Origin of the sequence: Pseudomonas azotoformans (genome assembly GCF_900103345.1) — a bacterium.
GTDB lineage: Bacteria > Pseudomonadota > Gammaproteobacteria > Pseudomonadales > Pseudomonadaceae > Aquipseudomonas > Aquipseudomonas azotoformans.
Genome location: NZ_LT629702.1, coordinates 3,349,387 through 3,365,324, shown reverse-complemented (window position 1 = coordinate 3,365,324; position 15,938 = coordinate 3,349,387). Strand labels below are relative to the sequence as shown.

Genomic DNA, 15,938 nt, shown 5'->3' with positions numbered 1-15,938 from the left:
ACGGCCCTCCTTAAGAGAAGGGCCACTATAGAAGATGATCAGGCGGGTGTGACAATCCCAGGTTCCAGCGGCAGGTCGATACTGGCGATAAAACCGCCTTGGGCATGATTGGCCAGGAACAGGCTGCCGCCATGGCGCTCGGCGGCGCGACGGGCAATCGCCAGGCCCAGGCCGTGGCCTTGTGCGGTCTGGCCTGGGGCGCGGTAGAACGGTTCGCCCAATTGGCTCAGGTGTTCGGCGTCAACGCCGGGGCCGTGGTCGCGCACGCTGATCACAATATGCTCGCCGTGAAGGTGGGCGTGTAGCTCGATCGGCTGGCTCGGCGGGTTGAAGCGCTGGGCGTTGCGCAGCAGGTTATCCACTGCCCGTTCGATCATGGTCGGCCACCCCTTGAGGTGCAGTTCGGTATCGGTGGTGAGCTGCACCACCTGATCCGGCGCGCTGAGTTGGGCGTCTTTTTGCAGGGTCTTGAGCAACGGGTTGAGGTCGATCTCTTCGGCGCTGGCGTTATCGGCATCAACGCGGGCCAGTACCAGGATCTCGCTGATCAGCGCTTCGAGTCGGTCGCACTCTCGAGTCAGGCGCGGCCAGAGTTTCTCCCGCTCTTCGGGGTTGGCTCGTTCGGCCAGGGCCAGGGCGATGCGCAGGCGGGCCAGGGGCGAGCGCAATTCGTGGGACACGTCGCGCAGTAACTGGCGCTGGCTGCCGATCAGGCTTTGCAGGCGCGCGCCCATGCGGTTGAAGTCGGTGGCCAGCACGCCGAATTCATCGCGTCGGTTGGCCAACTGCGCCAGGCTGTTTTGCTGGTAGGTGGCTTGCCCCAGGTCATGCACGGCACCGCGCAGTCGGCTTAAGGGGCGCGTGATGGACAGTGTGACGAACAGGCTGAACAGGGTCAGCACCACCAAGGCGATGACCAATGCGCTCAACGGCCATGTCAGGCTGCTGCGATGCCATTCGTCCAGTTCCGGGTGCGGGATGCGGTAGATCAACAGGTAAGTGTCGCCGGTCTTCTCGCTGGTGTATTCAGCGGTCAGGCGGCGCCAGGGCAGGTGGCCGTCCTTGCTATCGTTCTGGCGGGCTTCGAAGGCGGCGGCGCGGCGTGGGAAGGTGCCGCGCACCACCGGCTCGCCGCTTTCGTTCAGCACCTGCACGTCGATGTGGTACTGGCGTTTGCGCTGTTGCAGCAACTCCTGGGCAGCGTCCTCACCCTGGGTTTCGTAGAGTTGGGTCCACTCTTCGGCCAGGTTGTTGAGGCCGGGGTGACGGCTGAGAATCCAGGCATCTTGATTGAGCATATGCCCAAGCAGGATCGACAACCCGGCAACCAAGGCGATGGCCAGCCAGAAACTGGCCAGGATGCGCCAGAACAATGAACGCACAGGAAACCCTCAAGCAGGAAAAGCCCAGTGGCGGGGGCCACTGGGCTGGGAGCGTTAACGCGAGGGCATTATTGCGCTTTTTGCGGCTGTTGCGCTTTCCAGGCCTGGAATTCCTTCCATTCGGCGCGGCGCTGTTCCTGTTGCTTGACGATCTCGTCGAATTTCTTCTGCTGGTCAGGCTTGAGTACCGCGCGGATATCCGCCTGGGTTTTCTGCTTGCCGGCGGCGATTTCGTCTTGCATGGCCTTCTGGTCAGCCGGCGGGAGCTTGTCCAGGTACTTTTTGGTCAGGTCCTTGCGAGCGTGCCATTGGTCGCCCATCAGTTTGCCGATCTGCTGGCGCTGTTCCTTGCTCAGGTCCAACTGGCTGAAAGGGCCGCCTTTGCCACGCGGACCGTGTTCGCCGCCGTGACCCGGGCCACCCATCATGTGGCCTTCGGGGCCGCCCATCGGGCCTGGGCCTTCGGGCATTGCGGCCATGGCAACGGTCGGCAGGGCAGCGGCGAACATCAAAGCGATAAGGGTCTTGCGCATGGTGATTCTCCTGTCTCTATTCCGGTGAGTCCGGATGTGAGTAGATTACGGAGATCAAGGTCAGCCGCCGTCAGGAGAGGGTAAAGGTTTGGTAAGGGGAAGGTGGCAGCTGTCAGTTTCGAGCGGCAAGCGGCAAGTAACCGCTTTAGCTTGCCGCTTGTAGCTTGCAACTGATAGCTGCTTCAAAGGCTGTAATAGTAACCCCGACTGCGCAACGCCACGATCCGTGGCCGGCCATCCGGGTGCGGGCCGATCTTTTTGCGCAGGTTGCTCACGTGCATGTCCAGGCTGCGATCGTAAAGGGTCAACTTGCGCCCCAGTGCGATCTGCGCCAGTTCCTGTTTGTCCAGGGGCTCGCCGGGCTGGCGCAGCAAGGCTTCCAGCAGGCGGCTTTCGGAGACGGTGAGGGAAAATTCCTGATCATCGATGCTGACCACGCCGCGCACCGGGCTGAAACACAGGTCGCCCAATTCGAGCTGGGTGGACACGGCGGCCGGGTGGCTGCGGCGCAGTACCGCGCGCAGCCGGGCGGTAAGCTCGCGTGGGTCGCAGGGCTTGGCCAGGTAATCGTCGGCGCCCAGTTCCAGGCCGAGGATGCGGTCCAGTGGTTCACCACGTGCCGACAGCATCAGCACCGGCAGCTCCGGGTGGTCGTTGCGCAATTGCTTGAGCAGTTCCAGGCCGCTGCCGTCGGGCAGCATAACGTCGAGTACCACCGCGGCCGGGGCACTGTCAGCCAAGGCTTTGCGGGCGCTCAATCCGTCATGGCAGGCGCGCACCTGGAAACCTTCCTGGCCCAACCAACTGGTCAGCAGCTCGCAGAGCTCCTGGTCATCATCTATCAGTAACAGCTCGCTCATGACTCACTCAATTTAGCCATTGTCGACGGCGACGGTGCCCCCCACTGGCGAAGATCCCGCACAGCAGGGCTATCAGTGCGACGGCCCCACCGGTGACGAACCACTGTTGCTGCTCGGTCAGCCATCGGGTCAAGGCGCCGCCCTGTGTATCTTTGAGTTGCTGGGCCAGGCGTTGGTTCTCTTGGCGAAGGCGACTCAATTGAGCACTTTCGCGGGTAGCGTCCGCGCTCTGCAGTTGCCTGCTCAGTTCTTCGCGCTGGCGTTCGCTTTCTTTCAAACGTTGCTGCAACTCGGTGATCTGGGCGCCGGCACTCAAGGACAGGGGCGTGGAACTGCCGGTGTTTGAGGTTTCTTCAGCGTGGGCCGTAGCCCCGATCATTACCACTGCCAACAGACACAACTGACGTAAGCGCATCGGAACTCCTGATTCCACACGAATATTCAGAACGTTGTCGGCAGGTTACCGAGAATAATGAGCAATCAGGCGTACGCCGAACCGATCAGGTTCGGCGGGCCGTTATCAAGGCAGGACTTGTTTGAATGGCTTGATCACGACGTCGGCGTAAACGCCGGCCGTCACGTACGGGTCGGCTTTGGCCCAAGCCTGGGCATCGGCCAACGAGGCAAACTCGGCAACCACCAGGCTACCGGTGAAACCTGCCGCGCCTGGGTCGTTGCTGTCCACCGCAGGATGCGGGCCGGCCAGTACCAGGCGGCCTGCGGCTTGCAGCACGTTCAGACGCTCGAGATGGGCCGGGCGCACGCTCAGGCGTTTTTCCAGCGAGTTGGCAACGTCGGTGGCAATGATTGCGTAGAGCATGTCAGTCCTCGGTTTTCGGGGTGGTAGGGGCGACGTCATGCAGGTGGCGTGACAGGTAGATACCCTGGCCAACCAGGAACAGCACGGTCATGGCCAGGCTGCCGAAGACCTTGAAGTCGACCCAGTAGTCCTGGAAGGTGAAGGCCACGAACAGGTTGGCGGCGCCGCAGAACAGGAAGAACACGATCCACGCAACGTTCAAGCGTGTCCACACCGGCTCCGGCAGGGTCAGCGCATGGCCCATGATCCGCTTGATCAGCAGGCGGTCACCGATGAAGTGGCTGCCGATGAAGACCAGGGCGAACAGCCAGTTCACCACCGGTGCTTTCCATTTGAGGAAGGTTTCGCTGTGGAACGCCAGGGTCAGGCCGCCGAATACCAGGCACGCGACCAGGGTGAGCCATTGGCTTTTTTCCAGCTTGCGCTGGGAGATGAAAATGGCGCCGTAGACGACGATAGAGCTGATGATCAGTACGGCGGTGGCGCTGTAGATGCCCCCGAACGAGAACTCATGACCGGCGATTTCGATGACCCTGGGGTCGAGCTTGGTAACGATGAAAAACAGCAACAGCGGGATGAAGTCGATGAATTGTTTCACAGTAAGAGCCAGAAGCTGGATGTGGCGGCATAATAACAAACATCCTTGGTAGCGAAAGCGCCAGCTGACTTGAGGTTACACATCCCCGTGAATGTTGATTTGCACTGCCACAGCACGGCCTCCGACGGCGCCCTGGCGCCCGCGGTACTGGTTGCGCGTGCGTTTGAAAAAGGCGTGCGAGTCCTGGCGTTGACCGACCATGACACCCTCGAAGGCCTCGACGAAGCCCGCGAAGCCGCGCATGCGTTAGGCATGCAGTTGGTCAACGGTGTGGAATTGTCCTGCACCTGGGGCGGCGCCACCATTCATGTGCTCGGCTACGGTTTCGATCAAAAAGCCACGCCTTTGGTCGCCGCCATTGCCCAGTTGCACGATGGCCGCTGGCTGCGGTCCGAAGAAATAAGCCGCAAGCTCGGCCTTAAAGGCATGTCCGGTGCCCTGGAAGGCGCCCGCGCCATCCAGCAGGAGCTGGGTGACAGTGGCAACGCACCGGCCCGGCCGCATTTCGCCGAATGGATGGTGCGGGAAGGTTTTGTAAAGGATCGCGCCGAAGCGTTTCGCAAATGGTTGGGGGCCGGCAAGTTGGGGGATGTAAAGCAACATTGGCCGACCCTGGAAGACACCGTCGAGACCCTGCGGGCCTCCGGTGCCTGGGTCAGCCTGGCCCATCCCTGGCATTACGATTTCACCCGCAGCAAGCGCCGCAAGCTGATTGCCGACTATATTGGAGCGGGCGGCCACGCAATCGAAGTGGTCAACGGGCATCAACCCGCCGAGCAGGTCGGCAGCCTGGCGATTCTTGCCCGCGAATTTGGTCTGCTGGTCAGTGCCGGCAGTGATTTTCATGGCCCAGGCGGCTGGTCCGAGATCGGCGAGTATCGTCCCGTCCCGGAAGATTTGCCGCTCTTGTGGGGGCGATTCAAGCATGACCCCATTATTGCCACCGTCTGAACAGGTAGAACACGTGAGTCAATTCTTCCAGATTCATCCGGAAAACCCTCAGGCGCGCCTGATCAAACAGGCCGTCGAGATCATCCGCGCCGGCGGCGTGGTGATCTACCCAACCGATTCGTCCTACGCCATTGGTTGCCAGATCGGCGACAAGGGCGCGGTCGAACGTGTAAGGCGCCTGCGCCAGTTGGACGACAAGCACAACTTCGCGCTGATCTGCAGCGACCTGTCCCAGTTGGGGCTGTTCGCCAAGGTCGACACCGGCACCTTCCGCCTGCTCAAGGCCCACACGCCGGGGCCCTACACCTTTATTCTGAATGCCACCCGCGAAGTGCCGCGCCTGCTGCTGCACCCGAAGAAACGCACCATCGGCCTGCGGGTGCCGGAGCATCCCATCGCCCTGGCACTGCTTGCGGAGTTGGGGGAGCCGTTGATGAGTGTTTCGTTGATCCTGCCGGGTGAAGACGAGCCGTTGTACGATCCCTACGAAATGCGCCAGTTGCTGGAAAAGCAGGTGGACCTGATCATCGACGGCGGCTACGGCGGCAACAAAGCCTCCACCGTGATCAACCTGGCCGACGGCGAACCCGAAGTGATCCGCGTGGGTTGCGGCGATCCGGCGCCGTTCATGGTCGAGGCCTGAATGTCAGCCGTGGAAACCGTCGACAGCCAGGCGGGCGCCCAGCAGGAGCTGCCGTTTGCCATGGTGTATGGCCAGGCGGTCATGGAAATGCCCCTGGATCTGTACATTCCGCCGGACGCCCTGGAGGTCTTCCTTGAAGCCTTCGAGGGCCCGCTGGACTTGCTGCTGTACCTGATCCGCAAACAGAACATCAACATCCTCGACATCCCGGTGGCCGAAATCACCCGCCAGTACATGGGCTATGTCGAGCTGATGCAGTCGGTGCGCCTGGAACTGGCCGCCGAGTACCTCGTGATGGCCGCCATGCTCGCCGAGATCAAGTCGCGCATGCTGCTGCCGCGCTCGGAGACGGTGGAGGCCGAAGAAGACGACCCGCGCGCCGAACTGATCCGCCGCCTGCAGGAGTACGAACGCTTCAAGGCCGCCGCCGAAGGCATCGATGGCCTGAGCCGGGTGGGCCGCGACGTGGTGGTGCCCAAGCTGGATGCCCCCGAAGCCCGTGCGCGCAAGCTGTTGCCGGACGTGAGCCTGGAAGAATTGCTGATGTCCATGGCCGAGGTATTGCGCCGTGGCGATATGTTTGAAAGCCACCAGGTCAGCCGCGAGGCGCTGTCGACCCGCGAGCGCATGAGCGACGTACTGGAGCGCCTCAAGGGCGGCGGTTTCGTGCCGTTTGTCGAGCTGTTCACCGCCGAAGAAGGGCGCCTGGGAGTGGTGGTGACCTTTATGGCGATCCTCGAACTGGTCAAGGAGTCCTTGGTCGAGCTGGTCCAGAATGAGCCTTTTGCGGCTATCCACGTGCGGGCGCGAGCCGAATAAAGAGCTGAATCGATGAATCTGACTGAACCCCGCGAACTGGCACCGCTGCTGGAAGCTTTCCTACTGGCGTCGGGCAAACCGCAATCCCTGGAACGTTTGTTCGAGCTCTTTGAAGAGGCCGAACGTCCCGAGCCGCCAGTGTTCAAGAAGGCGCTGGAGATTCTGCGCAAGTCTTGCGAGGGTCGTGCGTTCGAACTGCGCGAGGTGGCGTCGGGGTATCGCCTGCAGATTCGTGAGAAATTTTCCCCTTGGGTCGGACGCCTGTGGGAAGAGCGCCCGCAGCGTTACTCGCGGGCCATGCTGGAGACCATGGCGCTGATCGCGTATCGCCAGCCCATCACCCGAGGCGAGATCGAGGACGTGCGGGGCGTGGCGGTCAACAGCCATATCGTCAAGACGCTGCTGGAGCGTGAGTGGATCCGCATCGTCGGTTACCGTGACGTGCCCGGCAAACCGGCGATGTTTGCCACCACCAAGGTGTTCCTCGACCATTTCAACCTGAAAAATCTGGACGATCTGCCGCCGCTGGCCGAATTGCGCGAAATGGAAGCGGAGCCGGTGCTCGACTTCGACGACGCCCCGGTGCCGGCCAGCCTGCAAGAGCTTGCCGATGCGACAGCAGAGCCGGAAGAGCCGAAGGACGAAACCAGCTTCCACACCTTGCTGCTGGAACTGGACGACATGGAGCAGGGCATCAAGACCGACTTTGATGACTTGCTGCGCGATGGTGCGACTGAGGCAGAACCCCTGGAAACTGTTGAGCCCGAGCCCGAGGAAGATATCCTTGGCGTCGCCGAAGCCCGCGAAAAACTCCTCGCCGCCGTCGCCGCCCTTGAACAGCCGGCTTTGAGCGATGAAGAAGCCGAAGCCCGCGCATTGGCGGAAGCCATCGAAGCTGAACGTCGCGAGTTCGAAGACTGACGCGTTCCTGCAAACACTGCTGAATCCCTGTGGGAGCGGGCTTGCTCGCGAAAGCGGAGTATCAGCCACCGGAGATGGCGACTGATCCACCGCATTCGCGAGCAAGCCCGCTCCCACATTTTGATTTGTGGTGCTGCCGGCTGGCGGAAAAACCGGTGACTGCGTACTAATCGACTAGTCTCTGATGCGCAACGTGCGCCATGCGCGTATGATTCGCGACCCTTTGCCGAGCTATTCGGCCAAAGCCCCGCTTTCAACATTCTTCAGGCCACGCCTGAATCGACCCACCGGGAGGTGCTTAAGATGAACGACAAAGACCAGAACGACAGCCAGGAAATCGGCCCAGCAGGCGAAAAACTGCAAAAGGTGCTGGCGCGTATCGGCGTGGGCTCGCGCCGCGACGTCGAAGCCTGGATTACCCAGAAGCGCATCAAGGTCAACGGCGTCGAGGCTACCCTCGGCCAGCGCGTCGACCTGCACGACGCAATTACCATCGATGGCAAGGTCATCAAGCGTGAAGAGGCCGCCGAATCGGTGCGCCGCGTGATCATGTACAACAAGCCCGATGGCGAGATCTGCACCCGCGACGACCCGGAAGGCCGTCCGACCGTGTTCGACAAGATGCCCAAGCCCAAAGAAGGCCGCTGGATCAACATCGGTCGCCTGGATATCAACACCACTGGCTTGCTGATGTTCACCACCGACGGTGAACTGGCCAACCGCCTGATGCACCCGTCCTACGAGATGGACCGCGAGTACGCCGTACGTGTACGCGGCGAAGTCGACGACGAGATGATCGAGCGCCTCAAGGCGGGCGTGGTGCTGGAAGACGGCCCGGCCAAGTTCACCGACATCAAGCAGGCACCGGGTGGTGAAGGTTTCAACCACTGGTACCACTGCGTGGTGATGGAAGGCCGTAACCGTGAAGTGCGTCGCCTGTGGGAATCCCAGGGCCTGGTGGTCAGCCGCCTGAAGCGCGTGCGTTTCGGCCCGGTATTCCTGAACTCCGACCTGCCGATGGGCCGCTGGCGCGAAATGAGCCAGTACGAAGTCGACATCCTCAGCGCCGAAGTCGGCCTGACGCCGGTGGCGATGCCGCAGATGAACGCCAAGAGCAAAGACAAGCTTGAGCGTATGCAGCGTAAATCGTCGCGCCCGGTGGCGCGCACCGAGCGGGTTGCCCGCACCCTGCGCCCGGCGTTGAATGCTCCGGCGACCGGCGGTCGTATTTCCCGTGAGCCGCAGATCGAAGGTGAGCGCCGCCCAACCGCGCCGTCGCGTCAGGAAGGCGAGCGTGCGCCACGTGCGCCGCGTCCTGCCCCATCGGGTGGCCGCAGCAACCGGGGTGAAGCGGATCGCCCGGCCGACAACGCCAGCACCAAGCGTCCAGCCAAGCCTGCCGCTAACAAGCGTCCCGGCCCGAAACTGGTCGCGGACGAGCCGTCTGGCAAGCGCCGTGGCGCCCCGGCCGGTTCTGGTCAGCGTCCTGGTTTTGGTCGCAAGAAGCCGCAGTGATGTTTTAATTGCTGCACAAAAACGCCAACCCTCGGGTTGGCGTTTTTTTATGCCTTGGAATACGGTCAAAAATGTGGGAGCGGGCTTGCTCGCGAATGCGGAGTATCAGGTAACACATGCATCAACTGACACGCAGCCTTCGCGAGCAAGCCCGCTCCCACATTTGGATCGTCATAGATTTCTAAATCACTGATCAGAACGCGAAAGTGCCGTCGAATACTGGCTTGTCATCCAAGGCCAACACCCCACTGGCAAAGATCAGATCCAGGTGATGGCTGCCTTTCTGCCCACCGCCCAGGCCCAGATGCAACCCGCAATGGCGCTCCTCGAACCCGGCGTTGCGCGCATACAGATCCTTCACGCCTTCATTGGTACCAATCCCCAACTCCTCCACACGCCGGTTCGACGGGTTGGCATTCAGGTACTTGTTGAAATCATCCGCCAACCCCGGCACCTCGCTGGCCACGCTGCAGATGGTCGAGTTCTCGATCCACAACTCCAGCGGCGATTGCAGCACACCATATTTGCGCGCAAACGGGATGGTGCTGAGAAAGGTACCGACAAACCGCACCTGACCATTGATGGCCTCACTGTGGGTGGCGATCTCGCCCGGGGCCAGATCGTGGTTGCCGACCCCGTTGATATTGGTCCACTTCTTGATGCTGCTCATCGGCGCTTCCAGCCGTGAGCCATGTTTGTCGGTAAAGCTCAGCACGTTGGCCTGGGACATGCGCCGGATCAGCGTGGCATTGAGGTCGGCAATGCGTTGGGGCTCGACGCTGAAGGTGTCGTAGAAATAGTCGCCGTAATCCTTGAACAGCAGGGATTTTTTCCAGTGTTCGGCCATCACGCCTTGCAGGGCACGGATAAAGTCCGGGCCTTCGGCACGAGGGTTGGGCAAGGTGGAGGAATCGTAGAGAAACAGGTACAGGTCGCAGGCTTCGATGGCCTGGGCCAGGGTGTCGCTGGCGGCCAGGTCCAGGCGCTGCACCTGGAAGTTGAAACGGGCGGCGCTGCCTTGGGTGATCGCCTGGGCGATGGCGTCGTAGCGCTCGGTATGGCCCAGCAGCACGGTGGGGCGGCTCAGGCCATTGAGGGCCGGGTGGTGCGCGAGGTAGTAGAGAAAATGTTCGACTGCGCGGGCCTTGTCCATGACGTGCGTCCTTCTGTGCCTTGGGTAAGGGAGCAGGTGCCGTGCACGGCACCTGCCGGGAGCGTGCCGGTTTTTAGAAGGGCCACATCGCGGTGCCAAATGGCACAACAGCGTCGGCTTGCATCATTTCAACGGCGGCCTCATGGGTCGGCGCTTCAAACCAGTCGTCGAGTTGCAGTTCGGTTTCCAGGTCGTTTTCCAGTGCTTGCATGGTGTATCTCCTAGAGGACGGTGTTTGAGAACGGCTTGCCAACGGGCTTCGCAGGCAAGTGGAAAGAACCTAGGAGAGAGTGTTTCAAAATGCAAAATTTTTATTGACACGGTTTCATTTGGATTTTTTGTTCTGTTTTTTATGTTTGATTGTTTCTTGAGGAAAAACAGACAGCTGGCAGCGCTGAATTGCAGGAAATTTCTGACCGTCATTTTTTATTCAGATCACAGCTGTAACGTGAATTTTCCATGCTGTAACGATTAATTTACGAGTAAATGGCGACATTGTTGGTTGATCTTGCCCTGTAAGGATTACCTGACAGATCGTCGCACACGCTTTTGGCGGGCGGCCCCAAGCTGTCGAGCGGTGTACAATGCGCCGCGTTTTACTGTGACCCCCTTGCGTAACCACGTAAAAGGCCAAGACCTCAGGGTGTACCCACCCTGATCACTCCGCCTGGCCACGAGCCGGACGGGTTCGATTTCGTCACAGATAAAAACAAACAGGTGACGCATGACCGTAAGAAAGACGCTGTACTCCTGGTGCCTGCGCTGGGGTTTGAGCGGCGCTGCTTGAGTCGGTAATTCAAGGCAGCAACCTGCAATCAATCTTCTCAAACCTTGCGTGAGACCCTTTTCATGAGTGGACCCCATTCCTCTTCAGGCGAGCTGAAACGCGGCCTGAAAAACCGGCATATCCAGTTGATCGCCCTCGGTGGCGCCATCGGCACCGGCCTGTTCCTTGGCTCGGCCGGGGTGCTCAAATCCGCCGGGCCGTCGATGATCCTGGGTTATGCCATCTGCGGCTTCATTGCCTTCATGATCATGCGCCAGCTCGGCGAAATGATCGTCGAAGAGCCTGTTGCCGGTTCCTTCAGCCACTTTGCCCACAAGTACTGGGGCGGTTTCGCCGGCTTCCTGTCGGGCTGGAACTGCTGGATTTTGTACATCCTGGTGGGTATGTCGGAGCTGACGGCCGTCGGCAAATACGTGCATTACTGGTGGCCGGAGATTCCGACCTGGGTTTCGGCCGCGGCGTTTTTCGTGCTGATCAACCTGATCAACCTGGCCAATGTCAAAGTGTTCGGTGAGGCCGAGTTCTGGTTCGCCATCATCAAGGTGGTGGCCATCGTCGGCATGATCGCCCTGGGCAGCTATTTGCTGGTCAGCGGCAGCGGCGGGCCGCAGGCGTCTGTGACCAACCTGTGGGAGCACGGTGGCTTCTTCCCCCACGGTGTCGGCGGATTGGTGATGGCCATGGCGATCATCATGTTCTCCTTCGGCGGCCTGGAAATGCTCGGTTTCACTGCTGCTGAGGCGGACAAACCGCGCACCGTGATCCCGAAGGCGATCAACCAGGTGATCTACCGCATCCTGATTTTCTACATCGGTGCCCTGGTGGTGCTGTTGTCGTTGACGCCATGGGACAGCTTGCTGGAGACCCTCAACGCTTCGGGTGACGCCTACAGCGGCAGCCCGTTCGTGCAGGTGTTCTCGATGCTCGGCAGTAACACTGCCGCGCATATTCTCAACTTTGTGGTCCTTACAGCGGCGCTGTCGGTGTACAACAGCGGCACTTACTGCAACAGCCGCATGTTGCTGGGCATGGCCGAGCAGGGCGATGCGCCCAAGGCATTGGCCAAGATCGACAAGCGCGGTGTGCCGGTGCGCTCCATCCTTGCGTCGGCGGCGATCACCCTGGTGGCAGTGCTGATGAACTACCTGATCCCGCAGCACGCGCTGGAACTGCTGATGTCCCTGGTCGTGGCCACGCTGGTGATCAACTGGGCGATGATCAGCTTCTCCCACTTCAAGTTCCGCCAGCACATGAACCGTACCGGCCAGGTGCCGCTGTTCAAGGCGCTTTGGTATCCGTACGGCAACTATGTGTGCCTGGCGTTCGTGGTGTTCATCCTGGTGATTATGCTGATGATTCCGGGGATCCAGGTGTCGGTGTATGCGATCCCGGTGTGGGTGGCGTTTATGGCGGTGTGTTATGGCATCAAGAACAAACGCAAGGCCCGTGCGGCCATGAGCACAACGGGGACAGTTCTGGAGTAGGACCTTTCCTTAAACAGAAGACCCGGCGCCGTGCCGGGTTTTTTGTTTGGATGGGCAGGTTAGAATCGCTCCTCGTTTTTCGAGCGTGCCCGGAGGCCCCATGCAACACATCGACATCGACGGCGGCGCCTTTCAGCGTGATGAGTTGGAAGACCTGATCGACCAGCACTCCGGCCCCCTGTGCCTCACTGGCGTGGACTTGAGCGGCGCTGATTTGTCGCGCATGACCCTGGATCATTGGGTGTTCGAACGCTGCATCCTGGTCCAGGCTTCTTTCCTGGGGGCTCGCCTCGAAGGCACGCAGTGGAAAAGCTGCCGTGCCAGCCTCGCCATTTTCGAAGCGGCCAACCTGCTGGAGGCGCAGTTCCACAGCTGCGACCTGAATAACACCCGTTGGCAGCGCAGCAAGCTGTCTCAGGCCAGTTTTGAACACTGCAAGTTGACCGGCGCCAACTTCACCCATTGCGCCTCGCTGGGACTGAGTTTCAGCGAAACGCGGCTGAACAGCGCTTTTCTGTCTGGATTGTCGTTTGCGCGCAGCGTACTGAATAACCTGGATTTTTCCGACAGCGATTTGTCTGATGCCGACTTTCGCAAGGCTGAGCTGGTCGATTGCAGCCTCGCCCATGCTCGCATCAATGGCGCCAATTTTGCCGGCGCCGACCTGCGCGGTGCGGATTTGAGCGGGTTTCGCCTCAATGATGCCAAACTGTTCAAAGGCGCCGTGATTTCCAAAGCCCAGGCGTCGATGCTCTTGTCTGAGTTGGGCTTGTCCGTTGCCTAAGGTTTTTGATTGATGCTGGTGATTTCCAACAACGTCCACCTGCCCGACGCCGAGATCGAGCTGACCGCCATTCGCGCCCAGGGTGCCGGTGGGCAGAACGTCAACAAGGTGTCGAGTGCCGTGCACCTGCGCTTTGATATTCCCGCGTCGTCGCTGCCGGACTTCTACAAGGAGCGGTTGCTGGCGCTGCGCGACAGCCGTATCACCAGCGAAGGTGTGCTGGTGCTCAAGGCGCAGCAATACCGGACCCAGGAGCAGAACCGCGCGGATGCGCTGGAGCGCCTGGTGGAGTTGATCCTCAGCGCCACCAAGGTGGAAAAGAAGCGCCGTCCGACCAAGCCTACGCTGGGCTCGAAAAAGCGTCGCCTCGAATCCAAGACCAAGCGCGGCAGTATCAAGGCCGGGCGTGGCAAGGTCGACTTCTAGGCGTCGCGGGCTTCGCGGGCTTCAGGCGCTTGTCGATACAGGTATACGCTGAGCAATAAGCCTCCCAGGGCGGCGAGGGCGGCGAACAGGAAGATCGATGCAAAGCCAAAGCCAGCCGCCACGGCGCCGGCCAGCGGCCCGGTAATGCCCAACGACAGATCGATAAACAGTGAATAGGCCCCTACGGCTGCGCCTCGGCTGGATGCCGGCACTAGATTGACGGCTTCAACCCCCAGGGCCGGAAACACCAGGGAAAAGCCAAACCCGCTCAACGCCGCACCGGCCAGTGCCAGATGGGCATCTGGCGCCAGCCACAGCATCAGCAGCCCGAGGGTTTCTACGGACAGGCAGGCAATCGCCACGCGAAACCCACCGATGCGGTTGATCAAATTGCCGAACAGCAGCCGTGCGCTGATGAAACTGGCGCCGAACAAACTAAGCGCCCATACCGCGTTATCCCACTGCTGAGTGGTGTAATACAGCGTGATGAACGTTGCGATCGTGCCGAACCCAATCGACCCCAGCGCCAGTCCGCAGCCGTGGGGGAACACTCGGCCCAGCACGTTCATGAACGGCAGGCGCACACCGGCAACAATGGGGGCAGCGACTTTGTTCCACCCCAGTAACAGGCCGACGATTGCCAGCAGGATGATGCTGGCACCCATGCTCCACAGTCCGAAATTTCGCACCAGTACTACGCCCAACGGCGCACCGATGGCCAGGGCGCCGTAATTGGCGATGCCGTTCCAGGAAATGACCTTGGCGGTATTTTGCGCGCCCACCCGGCCGATCCCCCAGCCAATGGCGCCGGAGCCCACCAGGCTTTCGGCGCTGCCCAGGACCAGGCGGCCGATCAGCAGGCAGCCCAGACTCAAGGCCGGCAGGCTTGAAGCCCATGCCGCAAATAACATGAACACACCGCTCAGACCGCAACCCGCCAAACCGATCAGCACGGCTTGTTTGCTGCCAAGGTTGTCGATAATTTTGCCCGCGTAGGGACGGCTCAGCAGAGTGGCCAGGTATTGCACGCTGATCACCAGGCCGGCAATCACCGCGCCGTAGCCCAGTTCGCTATGGACATAGCCCGGCAACACGGCCAGGGGAATGCCGATATTCAGGTAGCCGATAAAGGTGAACAACACGATGGAAACAACTTGCAGCGTGACCGCCATGGGGCGCTGGGTATCTGGCATGGGAGGGGTCCACTGTCGCAGCAGGTAAAGATAGGCTGCTAATGATACCGGTGGTTGGGCCCGCGTAGGGCGGTAAAACGCGAAAACCTCAGATCAAAAAGACCTCAGGGTTGCGCAGGGGCCAGCAGTTGGGTAGTGACCAGGGCCGCCAAGGCGTTCTCCTGGGTGCCGAAGCGCTTGAGCAATACGGCTTGTTTCTGCGCACTGAGGCGGTTCCACACCTCGACCATCTGCAGGGCAGCGTCGAGTACGGCGGTATCCGGGGTGTCGGGGAGGGTATCGGTCATGATGGGCGTCTCGATTGATTCAGGCAGTGTGGAAAGCGCTCAACGTTGCGCTTTCCACACGGTCTGGTACGGCGTCAGTCCTGGCTTTCGCTGTCGACTGGTTTTGCTTCTTTGGCCTCAGGCTGTTTGTCGCTGGCCTGTTGCGGTGTTGGCTGCTCTGTAGGGTGCAGGCTTGGGAAGGGGAGATTAGGTATCTCGTGCATCGTCGTCGCTCCTCGCAAGGTCTGTTTTTTCAATCGCAGGTGATTCCGCGCTTTCAAAAAGCCTTGGCAGGATACAGCACCGCAAATGACAAAAAGATTTTTATGTCGGCGGATGTATGAACTTTCATCGTTTAAACGGTCGTTCGGTTAGAACGGCACCTTGTCCAGAATCATGTCGCGGTACATCACAAAGTCCCCCAGCAAGCTGTAAAACGGGTGCTGAAAGGTCGCCGGACGGTTCTTTTCGAAGAAAAAGTGGCCGATCCAGGCAAAGCTGTAGCCGGCAATCGGCAAGGCGATCAGCAAGCCCAACGAACCCCGGCCGATGGCATACGCCAGAATGCCGATCACCAGCGTGGTACCGATGAAATGCAGGCGCCGGCAGGTACTGTTGGCGTGCTCGGCCAGGTAATAGGGGTAGAACTCAGCAAAGCTATTGAATCGCTTGACGTTTTCCACAGTGGCCGGCCCTTTGGTGGTTATGCCGCCCAACAGATGTTCGGCGGGGAGCTTATTTGAGTCTAGAGTGATCAGTAGTAACAGCCAGTGACAATAGATGCCACTTTAGTATCCTTGGCT

Annotated in this window: 19 protein-coding genes; 8 read left to right on the top strand and 11 right to left on the bottom strand. The window is 60.4% G+C overall.

Translation table 11 applies throughout. The annotated features are described in order from the left end of the window. Positions 1-38 precede the first annotated feature (38 nt). The 6 genes from BLR69_RS15085 to BLR69_RS15060 form a co-directional block, all read right to left on the bottom strand. Positions 39-1,382: a sensor histidine kinase gene (locus BLR69_RS15085; protein WP_071496553.1), complete on the bottom strand. Its 1,344-nt coding sequence runs from the start codon at positions 1,380-1,382 to the stop codon at positions 39-41. A gap of 68 nt (positions 1,383-1,450) precedes the next feature. Next, positions 1,451-1,915 carry an LTXXQ domain protein gene (locus BLR69_RS15080; RefSeq protein WP_071496554.1) on the bottom strand — a complete coding sequence of 155 codons (465 nt, stop codon included), beginning with the start codon at positions 1,913-1,915 and terminating at the stop codon, positions 1,451-1,453. 182 nt (positions 1,916-2,097) lie between these two features. Beyond that, positions 2,098-2,775, bottom strand: coding sequence for a response regulator transcription factor (locus BLR69_RS15075; protein ID WP_071496555.1), 678 nt, complete (start codon positions 2,773-2,775; stop codon positions 2,098-2,100). Positions 2,776-2,782: 7 nt separating this feature from the next. After that, a complete protein-coding gene (locus BLR69_RS15070; RefSeq protein ID WP_071496556.1) occupies positions 2,783-3,190 on the bottom strand; it encodes a translation initiation factor 2 in 408 nt (135 codons plus the stop codon). A 105-nt stretch (positions 3,191-3,295) separates the two neighbouring features. Then, positions 3,296-3,595, bottom strand: a complete 300-nt coding sequence (locus BLR69_RS15065) for a YciI family protein (protein ID WP_071496557.1) — start codon at positions 3,593-3,595, stop codon at positions 3,296-3,298. A gap of 1 nt (position 3,596) precedes the next feature. Further along, positions 3,597-4,193, bottom strand: a complete 597-nt coding sequence (locus tag BLR69_RS15060; RefSeq protein ID WP_058423243.1) for a septation protein A — start codon at positions 4,191-4,193, stop codon at positions 3,597-3,599. Between the two features lie 87 nt (positions 4,194-4,280). Between BLR69_RS15060 and BLR69_RS15055 the strand changes: the two genes are divergently transcribed. From BLR69_RS15055 to rluB, 5 genes are all read left to right on the top strand, one after another. Then, a complete protein-coding gene (locus BLR69_RS15055) occupies positions 4,281-5,144 on the top strand; it encodes a PHP domain-containing protein (RefSeq protein WP_071496558.1) in 864 nt (287 codons plus the stop codon). A 13-nt stretch (positions 5,145-5,157) separates the two neighbouring features. Continuing rightward, on the top strand, positions 5,158-5,787 hold the full coding sequence (locus tag BLR69_RS15050; protein WP_071496559.1) for an L-threonylcarbamoyladenylate synthase: 630 nt from the start codon (positions 5,158-5,160) through the stop codon (positions 5,785-5,787). 120 nt (positions 5,788-5,907) lie between these two features. Beyond that, the gene (locus tag BLR69_RS15045; protein ID WP_164365898.1) at positions 5,908-6,606 is read left to right on the top strand and encodes a segregation and condensation protein A; all 699 of its coding nucleotides are present in this window, start codon (positions 5,908-5,910) and stop codon (positions 6,604-6,606) included. A 12-nt stretch (positions 6,607-6,618) separates the two neighbouring features. After that, positions 6,619-7,527 (top strand): SMC-Scp complex subunit ScpB, encoded by a 909-nt coding sequence (gene scpB / locus BLR69_RS15040; protein WP_071496560.1) that lies wholly within the window; start codon positions 6,619-6,621, stop codon positions 7,525-7,527. A 303-nt stretch (positions 7,528-7,830) separates the two neighbouring features. Continuing rightward, on the top strand, positions 7,831-9,042 hold the full coding sequence (gene rluB, locus BLR69_RS15035) for a 23S rRNA pseudouridine(2605) synthase RluB (protein WP_025858414.1): 1,212 nt from the start codon (positions 7,831-7,833) through the stop codon (positions 9,040-9,042). Positions 9,043-9,235: 193 nt separating this feature from the next. Here the strand turns inward: rluB and BLR69_RS15030 are convergent, their stop codons facing one another. Together BLR69_RS15030 and BLR69_RS30950 are read right to left on the bottom strand one after the other, a co-directional pair. Beyond that, positions 9,236-10,195, bottom strand: a complete 960-nt coding sequence (locus BLR69_RS15030; protein ID WP_071496561.1) for a M29 family metallopeptidase — start codon at positions 10,193-10,195, stop codon at positions 9,236-9,238. 73 nt (positions 10,196-10,268) lie between these two features. Continuing rightward, positions 10,269-10,406: a hypothetical protein gene (locus tag BLR69_RS30950; RefSeq protein WP_003175756.1), complete on the bottom strand. Its 138-nt coding sequence runs from the start codon at positions 10,404-10,406 to the stop codon at positions 10,269-10,271. A gap of 638 nt (positions 10,407-11,044) precedes the next feature. Between BLR69_RS30950 and BLR69_RS15025 the strand changes: the two genes are divergently transcribed. The 3 genes from BLR69_RS15025 (at position 11,045) to arfB (ending at position 13,676) form a co-directional block, all read left to right on the top strand. Next, entirely contained in the window at positions 11,045-12,466 is a 1,422-nt protein-coding gene (locus tag BLR69_RS15025; protein WP_071496562.1) for an amino acid permease, read from the top strand. Between the two features lie 100 nt (positions 12,467-12,566). Continuing rightward, positions 12,567-13,250 (top strand): pentapeptide repeat-containing protein, encoded by a 684-nt coding sequence (locus tag BLR69_RS15020; RefSeq protein WP_071496563.1) that lies wholly within the window; start codon positions 12,567-12,569, stop codon positions 13,248-13,250. 12 nt (positions 13,251-13,262) lie between these two features. Further along, on the top strand, positions 13,263-13,676 hold the full coding sequence (gene arfB, locus BLR69_RS15015) for an alternative ribosome rescue aminoacyl-tRNA hydrolase ArfB (protein ID WP_034109044.1): 414 nt from the start codon (positions 13,263-13,265) through the stop codon (positions 13,674-13,676). Here arfB and BLR69_RS15010 read toward each other — a convergent pair. From BLR69_RS15010 to BLR69_RS15000, 3 genes are all read right to left on the bottom strand, one after another. Next, complete coding sequence (locus tag BLR69_RS15010) at positions 13,673-14,869, bottom strand: MFS transporter (protein ID WP_071496564.1); 1,197 nt, start codon at positions 14,867-14,869, stop codon at positions 13,673-13,675. The genes arfB and BLR69_RS15010 overlap by 4 nt on opposite strands. Before the next feature lie 104 nt (positions 14,870-14,973). Beyond that, a complete protein-coding gene (locus tag BLR69_RS15005) occupies positions 14,974-15,156 on the bottom strand; it encodes a hypothetical protein (RefSeq protein WP_071496565.1) in 183 nt (60 codons plus the stop codon). A gap of 350 nt (positions 15,157-15,506) precedes the next feature. Continuing rightward, positions 15,507-15,818 (bottom strand): DUF962 domain-containing protein, encoded by a 312-nt coding sequence (locus tag BLR69_RS15000; RefSeq protein WP_071496603.1) that lies wholly within the window; start codon positions 15,816-15,818, stop codon positions 15,507-15,509. Between the last annotated feature and the right edge of the window lie 120 nt (positions 15,819-15,938).